Source organism: Streptomyces sp. NPDC048612, assembly GCF_043199295.1.
GTDB lineage: Bacteria > Actinomycetota > Actinomycetes > Streptomycetales > Streptomycetaceae > Streptomyces.
In genome coordinates this window covers 1-10,715 of record NZ_JBICVV010000013.1, presented here as the reverse complement: position 1 = coordinate 10,715, position 10,715 = coordinate 1, and the positions used below count along the sequence as shown (strand labels likewise).

Here is a 10,715-nt window from a genome sequence, read left to right as displayed (position 1 = left end):
CGCAGCAAGCACCTGCGGCAGCTTCCGCCGCATCGGGCGCCGCGACGAGCGGTCGGAGCCGTTGGGACGTAAAGCGAAGCAGTCCCACACCTCCACCCCGGAGGCCCGTCACCGCACCCAGAAGCCCCGCGCAGCGGACCCGCCCGCCGCAGGCGCAACGGCGCCGCACCGAACCACGTACGCCGAAGGCAAAGCGCAGCGCTACGCGTCACGCTTCTTCAGCAAAACGAACCCGCAGACCAGCGCCACCACCGTCCAGGCGATCATGATGCCGAGGCCGCCCCACGGGCCGTACGGCACCTCGTCGTTGGCCCGTGGGATCACCTGCATGATCTTCGAGCCCGCCTGGTCCGGCAGAAAGCGGCCGACCTTCCGGGTCGCCGAGACGTTGCCGAGGATGTTCGAGATCAGGAAGAAGAACGGCATCAGGATGCCCAGCGAGAGCATCGGGCTGCGCAGCATCGTGGCCACCGCCATCGAGAACAGCGCGATCAGCGTCATGTAGAGCCCGCCGCCGATCACCGCGCGCAGCACGCCCGGATCGCCGAGGTGCGCCCGGAGGTCACCGAGCACCGCCTGCCCCGCGAAGAACGTCACGAAGCTGGTGGCGAGTCCGACGACGAAGACCAGCGCGGTGGCCACCAGCAGTTTGCAGAACAGAAAGGTGCCGCGCTGGGGTACGGCGGCCAGCGAGGCGCGGATCATGCCGGTGCTGTACTCGTTCGAGACCACCAGCACCCCGAAGACGATCATCGCCAGCTGGCCGAGCCCCATCCCGGCGAAGCTGATGTTGGTGGCGTCGAAGGCCAGCCGGTCGCGGGCCGGCATCGAGCTGAAGTCGCTGTTGGCCAGGGTGCAGATCAGCACGCCCAGCCCGATGGTGACGACCACGGCGATGCCCAGCGTCCACACCGTGGACCGCACCGACCTGATCTTGGTCCACTCCGACCGAATGACCTGCCCGAGCGCCGCCATCCGTCAGCTCCTCTTCTTCTGCCAGTCCGCGCCCCAGCCGGTCGGCTGCGGCGTGTCCGGCCGTGCCCCGGCCGGCTGCGGTTCTCCCGCGGGCCGGGCTCCGGGCCGGCCCGGCGACGGCTCGCCGTCGTGCGCGTGGTACTCCACCGACTCGGCCGTCAGCTGCATGAACGCCTCCTCCAGGGAGGCCTGCTGGGGGCTCAGCTCGTGCAGCACCAGCTGGTGCCGGGCCGCCAGTTCGCCCAGCCGGTCGGCGGACACCCCGTCGATCTCCAGTGACCCGTTGGCGACGGCCACCGCGTCGATGCCCTCGTCGTGCAGCAGATCCAGCAGCTTCTCCTGTTGCGGGGAGCGCATCCGGACGTACGACCGGGAGTTCTGGTGGATGAAGTCCTTCATCGAGGTGTCGGCCATCAGCCGGCCCTGCCCGATCACGATCAGATGGTCCGCGGTCAGCGCCATCTCGCTCATCAGATGCGAGGAGACGAAGACCGTACGGCCCTGGGCGGCGAGGTTCTTCATCAGATGGCGAATCCAGTGGATGCCCTCGGGGTCGAGCCCGTTGACCGGCTCGTCGAAGAGCATCACCTGCGGGTCGCCGAGCAGCGCAGCGGCGATTCCGAGCCGCTGGCCCATGCCGAGCGAGAAGCCCTTCGCGCGCTTCTTGGCGACCGAACTCAGCCCGACGGTGTCCAGCACCTCGGCGACCCGGCTGCGGGGGATGCCGTTGCTCTGTGCCAGGCACAGCAGATGGTTGGCGGCGCTCCGGCCGCCGTGCACCGCCTTCGCCTCCAGCAGCGCCCCGATGTAGGTGAGCGGGTCCTGCAGCTGCCGGTAGTGCTTGCCGTCGATCCGGACCGATCCCGACGTGGGGTTGTCCAGGTCGAGCATCATCCGCATGGTGGTCGACTTGCCCGCGCCGTTCGGTCCGAGGAAGCCGGTGATGATCCCGGGCCGCACCGTGAACGTGAGGTGGTCCACGGCGACCTTGTCGCCGTAATGCTTGGTCAGCCCCTCAAGCTCGATCATGCTGAGCACGCTAGGCGGGCCCCAGGACCCCTGCCACCGGGGCGGGGCCGCCCGGTGGACCACCCCCGCAGGGAGGTGCCCCCAGGTACGCACCGCGCCCCCGCACCACCACGAAGGCGGTACGGGGGCGCGCGACAGCCCTACGGAGGCGAACCTGCCTGGGTACCTCCCAGCGATGGCTGGGGGAGATCAGCGGCTCTGCTGGGCGGGGACACCGCGGGAGACGGTCTCGTCCTCGCCGGGGGCACCGGCCGCGGCCACCGCCGCACCGGTCAGCGTCGCGAGCATCTCGCGGACGTTGGTCAGCTGCGCGTTGATCGAGTCGCGGCGGTTGGTCAGCGCCGCCAGCTCGCGCTCGGACTCGCTGCGGATACGGTCCGCCTTCGCGTTGGCGTCCGCCACGATGTCCTCGGCCTGGCGCTGCGCGGTCTCCACCGTCTGGCGGGCCCGGCGCTCCGCGTCCGTACGCAGCTTCTCGGCCTCCAGGCGGAGCTGCTCGGCGCGGTGCTCGATCTCCGCGAGCCGCTTCTCGGCCTTGGCCTGACGCGAGGCCAGGTCACGCTCGGACTGCTCACGGCGCTTGGCGAGGTTGGTCTCGAAGTCCGCGGCGGCCTGCGCAGCCTTGGCCCGGGTCTCCTCGAAGAGGGAGTCCGCCTCCTCGCGCTTCGACTGCGCGTCCTTCTGCGCCTCGGCGCGCAGCGACGCGGCCTCGCCCTTGGCCTTCTCGACGATCCGGGCGCCCTCGTCCTCGGCCTTCGCCTTGCGCTCGGCGGCGAACGACTCGGCGTCGTTACGGACCTGCTGGGCGGACGACTCGGCCAGCTCACGGTGCTGCTCGGCGGCCCGCCGGGCCTCCTCGCGCAGGTCCTTCGCCTCCTCCTCGGCGAGCCGGAGGATCTTCTCCACGCGCGCACCGAGGCCCGCGTAGGACGGTTCGGCGTCATTGACCTGCGCCTGGGCGTTCTGCGTCTCGAGGTGCAGTTCCTCGATCCGCTTTTCCAGCGACGTGATGCGGGCCAGCGCGCTGTCGCGGTCGGCGACAAGCTTCGTAATGCGGTCATCCACCTGACCGCGGTCGTACCCACGCCGCACGAGCTCGAAGCCGAAGGGGGAGGAAGTGTCGCTCATGGGGTTCCTGTCGAAGAGACCGGTGAGGTGATAAGGAGAATCCTAGGGGCCACAACGGCGTGTCATCGAGTCATTGCCGGTTTGATCTGGAGAATGACCCCTCATTTGAGTGGCTACCCTTCAGACTGCTTGCCACTCGAACGAGTTGCACCCGCTCCCGCGGCCGCCTTCACGCCGCCCCCCTTGCCGTCCCCGCCCCCGCCGGGCGACTCGAACGATTCCAGGGCTTCCAGAACGTCCTGAACGCGGGAGATTTCGGCGTTGATGTCCTCCCGGCGGCGCACCAGCACCTCCAGTTCCCGCTTCCCCTCGTCCACGATCCGCTCGGCCTCCGCCTCGGCCTCGGTGCGCATCCGCTCCGCGTCGCGCACCGCCGCGGCCTTCTTGTTCTCGGCCTCCTTGATCAGGCCCTCGGCCTTCTTCACCGCCGAGATCCGGACCTTGCTCGCCTCGCTGTTCGCGTCCGCCACCATGCGGTCGGCCTTCTCCTCGGCCTCCACCTGCTGCTCGGTGGCCTGCGCGATGAGCTTGTCGACCCGCTCGCCGGCGCTCTTCATCGTCTCCGCCGACTCCCGGCGGGCCCGCTCGTGCAGCTCCTCGACCTCGGACTCGATCCGCTGCCGCAGCTCCTCGGCGCGGTCCCGGATGCCGGTGGCGTCCCGGCGGGCCTCCTCCAGCAGCGTGTTGGCGTCCGTACGGGCCTTCTCCACCCGCGCGTTGCCGTCGGTGGTCGCGTCCGAGACCAGCCGGTCGGCCTCCTTGCGGGCCACCCCGACCATCGTGTCGGCCTGCTCCTCGGCGGCGGTGGCCGCCTTGAGCGCCTCCTCCTGGGCCTTGGCGACGAGCTGGTCCGCCTGCTCGGCCGCGTCCGCGCGGCGCTGGGCGGCGTCCTTGCGCGCCTCGTCGAGCAGCCGGTCCGCCTCCTGCTGGGCCTCGGTCCGGGTCTGCCCGGCCGCCGCCTCGGCGTCCTCCTTGAGCTTCGCGGACTCGTTACGGGTGCGGTTGGCGTGCTCCTGCGCGGCGGTGACCGTCTCGGCGGCGTCCGCCCGCAGCCGGTCCGCCTCCGCGGTGGCCGTCGCCAGCATCCGGTCCGCCTGCTCCCGGGCGTCGGCCCGGGTACGGTCCGCGTCCCGCTCGGCGTCCGCGGTCGTCTCCGCCGCCTCCGTGCGCAGCCGCTCGGCCTCGGTCCCGGCCTCCGACATCAGCTCGTCGGCCTGCTCCGCGGCGTCCGAACGCGTCTTGTTGGCCGCCTTGCGCGCCTCGTCGGCGGTGCGGTCGGCGTCCTTGCGGGCGTTCTCCAGCACCTCGGCGGCCTCGGCCCGCAGCCGCTCCGCGGCCTCGGTCGCCTCCGCGGTCAGCCGCTGCGCCTGCTGCTCGCCCTCGGCCCGCAGCTGGTCGGCGGCCTGCTGGGCCTCCTGGACCGTACGGTCGGCGTCGTCCTGCGCCGAAGACGTCAGCTCGGTGGCCTCGGTGACGATCCGTTCGGCCTCCGTGCGCGCCTCGGTGACCAGCCGGTCCGCCTGCTCCGCGGCGTCCGAGCGCATCCGGTTCGCGTCGTCCCGCGCCTCCGCGCGGGCCCGCGCCGCGTCCTGCTCGCCGGCCGCCAGCGCGTCCGACGCCTCGGTACGCAGCTGCTGCGCCTTGGCCGTGGCGTCCGCCACCAGCTTCTCGGCCTGTGCGGTCGCCTCCGACACCAGCTGGTCGGCCTGCGCCGCGGCCTCGGACCGCGCCGTGTTGGCGTCCCGGCGGGCCTCGTCCACGAGCCCGGCCGCCTCGGCGCGCAGCCCGTCGGCCTCCTCGATGGCCTCGGAAACCGCCCGCTCCGCGAGGGACTTCGCGGCCTCCGTCGCCTCCTGCGCCTCCGCACGGGCCCGCGCCGCGTCCTCCGAGGCGCGCTCCCGCTCCTCGTAGGCGTCCTTGCGGATACGGTCCGCCTCGTCCTGCGCCTCGGTCCTGGTGCGCTCCGCGGCGTGCTCGGCCGCCGAACGCAGCCCGGCGATCTCCTCACCGGCCTGCTCGTGCAGCCCCGCGACCGAGTCCCGCACCTGCTGCGCGGTCTGCTCGGCCGCCGCCACCAGCTCGCCCGAACGCCGGTCCGCCTCCTCGACCAGCCGCTGGGCCTCCTCCTGCGCCTCGCTCACCCGCGTACGGGCGGAGGCCAGCAGTTCCTCGCTCTGCTCGCGCGCCGTGGTGCGCTCCTGGTGGGACTCCTCGCGGGCCTCGCCCAGCAGCTGCTCGGCCTCCCGGCGCCGCCGCGAGGCCTCCTCCTGGGCCGCGGCCAGCGCCTGCGCCGCCTCCGTGCCCGTGCGCTCGGCGGCCGTCGCCGCCTCGGCCCGCACCCGGTCCGCGGTCTCCTGCGCCTCCGACTTGAGCCGCTCCGCCTCGGCCGACGCCTCCGCCTGCAGCCGTCCGGCCACCGTCTCGGCCTCGGCGCGCGCCGCCGAGGCGTCCGTGGCCGCCTCGCCGCGCAGCCGCTCGGCCTCCTCCTCGGCCTGCTGCTGCAGCGTCCGGCGCCGCTCCGCCGACTCGGCCTTGAGCCGGGCCGCGTCCTCCTGCGTCTCCCGGCGCAGCCGCTCCGCCTCCGCGCGGGCGTCGCGCAGCGTCCGCTCGCCGGCGGTGACCTTCTCCTCGGCCTCGGTGCGCAGCCGGTCCAGCTCGTCCTGCGCCTCGGCGCGGCGCTCCTCGGCGGCCTGCTCGGCCTCCGCACGCAGCCGTGCGGCGGACTCCTCCGCCTCGGTGGTGACCATCTCGGCGGCCTGGGCGCCCTCGGTGAGCAGCTCCTCGGACTCCGAACGGGCCCGCTCCAGGGCCTCCTCGGCCTGCCGGCGCAGGGCCGAGGCCCGCTCGATGGCCTCCGTCCGAACCCGCTCGCTCTCCGTGACGGCGCCCGAACGGGTCTCCTCGGCGTCCGACTTGGCCTTCGCCAGCAGCTCCTCGGCGGTCCCGGCCGCCTCCTCGATCTGCTGGACCGCCTCCCGGCGGGCCTCGCTGCGGATGCGCTCGCCCTCGGAGACCGCGTCCGCGCGCAGCTGCTCCGCCTCACCGCGCAGCCGCCGTGCCTCCTCCTGGAGTTCGACGGTCTTGGCGCGGTACTCCTTGGTGTCGTCCTTCGCCGCGCCCTTGAGCTGGGCCACGGTGTCATGGGCCTCTTCGCGCAGCCGGTCGGCCTCGGACTCGGCCTCCTTGCGCAGCCGTTCGGCCTCCTCCGCGGCGGCCTTGGTGGTGGCCTTGGCGTCCTCCGACGCCTTGTTCAGCACCTCCTCGGCACTGCGCGCGGCCTTCGCCAGCTGCGCCGCGGAGTCCTCCGCCGCCTTGGACCGGGCGGTCTCCTGCGCCTCGGCGACCAGCCGCTCGGCCTCCGTGCGGGCGTCCGACCGCAGTTGCTCGGCCTCGGCCTTGAGCGCCTCGGCCTCCTTGGTGGCCTCGCCCACCAGCCGGGCGATCTCCGCCTTGGCCGTACGGGTGCGCTGCTCGTTGTCGGACTCGGCCGCCGTCAGCCGCTTGGTGGCGCTCTGCTGCGCCTCGTCGACGAGCTTCTCCGCCTCGGCGCGCGCCTCGCGCAGCGCCGTGTCCGCCTCCTGGACGCGGGCCTCGGCGGTGCGGGTCAGCTCCGCGGCCTGCCGGCGGGCCTCCTCCGACTCGGTGCCGACGCTGGTCCGCAGCTGCTCGGCCTGGTCGGTGGCCTCCTGGGCCTGGCTGGAGGCGGCGTTCAGCAGCCGTTCGGCGTCCGTACGCGCCCGGCGCAGGATGCTTTCCGCTTCGGTACGGGCCTCGGTGGCCTCGGTGCCGAGCCGCTCCCTGGCCTGTTCGGCCAGCCGCTGGGCCTCGGTCCGCGCGGCGGCCAGCGCCTGCTCGGCCTCCCTGCGGGATTCCTCCAGGAGCCGGCGGGCCTGCGACTCCGTACGGGCGCGCAGCTGTTCGGCCCAGGCGACGTTCTCGTTGACATGCGACTCGACGGTCTGCCGGCGCTCGTTCAGCTCCTCGTCGAGCCGCTGCCGGCGGTTGACCGCCTCGGCGTGCAGCTCGGCCTCCAGCCGGGACTGCCGCTCGGCCTGCTCCTGCAGCAGCCGCTGGGTCTGTGCCCGTGCCTCGCGCAGCTCCCGCTCGGCGTCGGTACGCAGCTGGTCCGCCTGGATCTGCGCGTTGCGCAGCAGCTGTTCGGCCTGATGGCTGACGTTGTCGTAGGCAGGACGGGTCGCGAGGTTGCGGCGCGCCTCGTGCAGCTTGGCGCGCAGCACCTCGACCTGGTAGCCGAGGTCGTCGGCGTGCTGAACGGCCTTGTCCCGCTCGGTCTTCAGCCGCTCCATCTCGGCCTCGAACTGCGAGAGATGGTCGGCCTCAGCCCACTTGCGCTCCTGGCGCTCGTTGCCCCGCACTGCGCGGTCCCATCCGTCCCCTGGTCATGGTGGCGGCCGTCTCCGAAACTGCGGTGCTCGTCCCGTACACGTCACGTCGTACCGAACTCGCGCCCTTCGGAGCTGACCCTTCCGAAGAAATGGTGTCAGATCATCGGCAGGGTATGGACCGAGCCCCACTCCCTACCCCGGCCGAAGCAGCACTCTACCGGCCGGGGAAGGCGAAGGTCAGTGGTCCGTCGAGGTGGCGGGCGCCGCGGTGACGAGTTCGGTGAGCACTCCGTGACAATCCTTGGGGTGCAGGAAGGTGATCCGGGAGCCCATCGAGCCGGTCCTGGGCTCGTCGTAGAGAACCCGGACGCCCTTGCCCCGGATGGCCTCGGAGTCGCCGTCCACGTCCGCCGTACCGAAGGCGATGTGGTGCACCCCCTCGCCGTTCTTGGCAAGCCACTTGCCCACCGCGGAGTCCTCGCGGGTGGGCTCCAGGAGCTGCAAATACGAGGCACCGCCGTCCGATGTCTCATTGATCTTGAGCATGGCCTCCCGGACCCCCTGCTCCTCGTTGACCTCGGTGTGGAACACCTCGAAGCCATACGTGGCACGGTAGAACTCGACAGTCTTGTCGAGGTCGAAACAGGCGATCCCGATGTGGTCGATTCGCGTCAGCATGGGTCCAGTGCACCGCCCGCACGGCCGGTTACGCAACGTGCGCGCGATCACACCCGCTTGCCGGTGACCCGGCGCGTACCGCTCAGTACATTGACGGGAACCCTCGTTAACTTCCCCGCAACGGAAGGCCGCACCGCATGTCTGCAACGAACGGCACGAACGGCAGCACCTCAGTGATCGTGGCGGGTGCGCGCACCCCCATGGGCCGGCTCCTGGGATCGCTGCGGACCTTCTCCGGCGCCGACCTGGGCGGCGTCGCCATCAAGGCGGCACTGGACCGGGCGGGCATCGGCGGCGACCAGGTGCAGTACGTGATCATGGGCCAGGTGCTCCAGGCCGGGGCGGGGCAGATCCCGGCACGTCAGGCCGCCGTCAAGGCCGGCATCCCCATGAACGTCCCCGCGCTCACCGTCAACAAGGTCTGCCTCTCCGGCCTCGACGCCATCGCGCTGGCCGACCAGCTCATCCGCGCCGGTGAGTTCGACGTCATCGTCGCCGGTGGCCAGGAGTCCATGAGCAACGCCCCGCACCTGCTCCCGAAGTCCCGCGAGGGCTTCAAGTACGGCGCGGTCGAGATGCTCGACTCGATGGCGCACGACGGCCTCACCGACGCCCACGAAGGCATCGCCATGGGGGAGTCGACCGAGAAGCACAACACCCGTCTGGGTATCGCCCGGCCGGAGCAGGACGAGGTCGCCGCGCAGTCCCACCAGCGGGCCGCCGCCGCCCAGAAGAACGGGCTCTTCGAGGCCGAGATCACCCCCGTGGAGATCCCGCAGCGCAAGGGCGAGCCGGTCCTCTTCAGCAAGGACGAGGGCATCCGCGGCGAGACCACCACGGAGTCGCTCGGCAAGCTCCGCCCGGCCTTCGCCAAGGACGGCACGATCACCGCCGGCAGCGCCTCGCAGATCTCCGACGGCGCCGCCGCGGTCGTCGTCATGAGCAAGGCCAAGGCCCAGGAACTCGGCCTGGAGTGGATCGCGGAGATCGGCGCCCACGGCAATGTCGCGGGCCCGGACAACTCGCTCCAGTCCCAGCCCTCCAACGCCATCAACCACGCCCTGAAGAAGGACGGCCTCGCCGTCGCCGATCTTGACCTGATCGAGATCAACGAGGCCTTCGCGGCCGTCGCGGTGCAGTCGATGAAGGACCTCGGAGTGTCCCCGGAAAAGGTGAACGTCAATGGCGGCGCCATTGCCCTGGGTCACCCGATCGGGATGTCCGGCGCCCGGATCGTGCTGCATCTCGCGCTGGAGCTGCGTCGGCGGGGCGGTGGCGTGGGCGCGGCCGCGCTGTGCGGCGGCGGCGGTCAGGGCGACGCGCTGATCATCCGCGTTCCGGGTAAGTAACCGAGAGCCCGTACGCCGGTGCGTACGGGCGGGCCGAGTCGCGTACGAGCGAGCCGAAGGAGCCGAGCGGCGATGGTGGACGTCCCCCAGCTGGTGGAACAGGCACGGCAGGGCCGGCCGAGGGCCGTGGCACGGCTGATCTCCCTCGTGGAGGGGGCGTCACCGGAGCTGCGCGAGGTGATGGCGGCCCTGGCGCCGCTCACCGGCAACGCCTATGTGGTCGGGCTGACCGGCTCCCCCGGCGTGGGCAAGTCCACCACCACCTCCGCGCTGGTGACGGCCTATCGCAAGACGGGCAAACGGGTCGGCGTGCTCGCCGTCGACCCGTCCTCCCCGTTCTCCGGCGGCGCGCTGCTCGGCGACCGGGTCCGGATGAGCGAACACGCCTCCGACCCCGGCGTCTACATCCGCTCCATGGCCACCCGCGGCCATCTGGGCGGCCTGGCCTGGGCCGCGCCCCAGGCGATCCGCGTCCTGGACGCGGCGGGCTGCGACGTGGTCCTCGTCGAGACGGTCGGCGTCGGCCAGTCCGAGGTGGAGATCGCCTCCCAGGCCGACACCAGCGTGGTGCTGCTGGCGCCCGGCATGGGCGACGGCATCCAGGCGGCCAAGGCCGGAATCCTGGAGATCGGCGACGTCTACGTCGTCAACAAGGCCGACCGCGACGGCGCCGACGCCACCGCCCGCGAGCTCAACCACATGCTGGGGCTGGGCGAGTCCCGGGCGGCGGGGGACTGGCGGCCGCCGATCGTCAAGACCGTCGCGGCGCGGGGCGAAGGGGTCGACGAGGTCGTCGAGGCGCTGGAGAAGCACCGCGCCTGGATGGAGGAGCGAGGTGTCCTCACGGAGCGGCGGCGGTCCCGGGCGGCGCATGAGGTCGAGACGATCGCGGTGACGGCGCTGCGTGAGCGGATCGGCGATCTGCGGGGCGATCGCCGGCTGGGTGCGTTGGCGGAGCGCATCGTCTCCGGGGAGACCGATCCCTATCGGGCGGCCGATGAGTTGGTTGAGGGGTTGACGAACGGGGGGTGAGGGGCGTTCGGCTCGGCTCGGCTTCGGCTGCGGGGTGCGGTTGTGGCTGGGCGCGCAGTTCCCCGCGCCCCTTTGGGGCGCGCTCTGGTCGCCGTGTCAGGGGTTGGTGCGGGTCCGGTGGTGGCTTGCGCCGTGGCGGCGTTCGTGGTTGCCGCGGGGGTCGGAGGGGACGCACCGG

At 72.3% G+C, this 10,715-nt stretch carries 7 protein-coding genes; 2 read left to right on the top strand and 5 right to left on the bottom strand.

Annotated elements, in window-relative coordinates:
* Positions 1-201 precede the first annotated feature (201 nt).
* From ACGFN2_RS20650 to mce, 5 genes are all read right to left on the bottom strand, one after another.
* Positions 202-975, bottom strand: a complete 774-nt coding sequence (locus ACGFN2_RS20650) for an ABC transporter permease subunit (RefSeq protein ID WP_362611053.1) — start codon at positions 973-975, stop codon at positions 202-204.
* A 3-nt stretch (positions 976-978) separates the two neighbouring features.
* A complete protein-coding gene (locus ACGFN2_RS20645) occupies positions 979-2,004 on the bottom strand; it encodes an ATP-binding cassette domain-containing protein (RefSeq protein WP_362611050.1) in 1,026 nt (341 codons plus the stop codon).
* Between the two features lie 189 nt (positions 2,005-2,193).
* Positions 2,194-3,132 carry a cellulose-binding protein gene (locus ACGFN2_RS20640; RefSeq protein ID WP_362611048.1) on the bottom strand — a complete coding sequence of 313 codons (939 nt, stop codon included), beginning with the start codon at positions 3,130-3,132 and terminating at the stop codon, positions 2,194-2,196.
* Positions 3,133-3,245: 113 nt separating this feature from the next.
* The gene (scy, locus tag ACGFN2_RS20635) at positions 3,246-7,508 is read right to left on the bottom strand and encodes a polarized growth protein Scy (RefSeq protein WP_393362446.1); all 4,263 of its coding nucleotides are present in this window, start codon (positions 7,506-7,508) and stop codon (positions 3,246-3,248) included.
* Between the two features lie 207 nt (positions 7,509-7,715).
* Positions 7,716-8,156, bottom strand: a complete 441-nt coding sequence (mce, locus tag ACGFN2_RS20630; protein WP_362611042.1) for a methylmalonyl-CoA epimerase — start codon at positions 8,154-8,156, stop codon at positions 7,716-7,718.
* A 173-nt stretch (positions 8,157-8,329) separates the two neighbouring features.
* Between mce and ACGFN2_RS20625 the strand changes: the two genes are divergently transcribed.
* Positions 8,330-9,505: an acetyl-CoA C-acetyltransferase gene (locus ACGFN2_RS20625; protein WP_362611060.1), complete on the top strand. Its 1,176-nt coding sequence runs from the start codon at positions 8,330-8,332 to the stop codon at positions 9,503-9,505.
* A 72-nt stretch (positions 9,506-9,577) separates the two neighbouring features.
* Positions 9,578-10,537, top strand: coding sequence for a methylmalonyl Co-A mutase-associated GTPase MeaB (gene meaB / locus ACGFN2_RS20620; protein ID WP_362611039.1), 960 nt, complete (start codon positions 9,578-9,580; stop codon positions 10,535-10,537).
* The last annotated feature ends 178 nt before the right edge of the window (positions 10,538-10,715 follow it).

Excerpts from the sequence above, each read along its gene's own strand:
- meaB (WP_362611039.1), top strand. The coding sequence starts at position 9,578 with ATGGTGGACGTCCCCCAGCTGGTGGAACAGGCACGGCAGGGCCGGCCG.
- ACGFN2_RS20645 (WP_362611050.1), bottom strand. The coding sequence starts at position 2,004 with ATGATCGAGCTTGAGGGGCTGACCAAGCATTACGGCGACAAGGTCGCC.
- mce (WP_362611042.1), bottom strand. The coding sequence starts at position 8,156 with ATGCTGACGCGAATCGACCACATCGGGATCGCCTGTTTCGACCTCGAC.
- ACGFN2_RS20640 (WP_362611048.1), bottom strand. The coding sequence starts at position 3,132 with ATGAGCGACACTTCCTCCCCCTTCGGCTTCGAGCTCGTGCGGCGTGGG.
- ACGFN2_RS20650 (WP_362611053.1), bottom strand. The coding sequence starts at position 975 with ATGGCGGCGCTCGGGCAGGTCATTCGGTCGGAGTGGACCAAGATCAGG.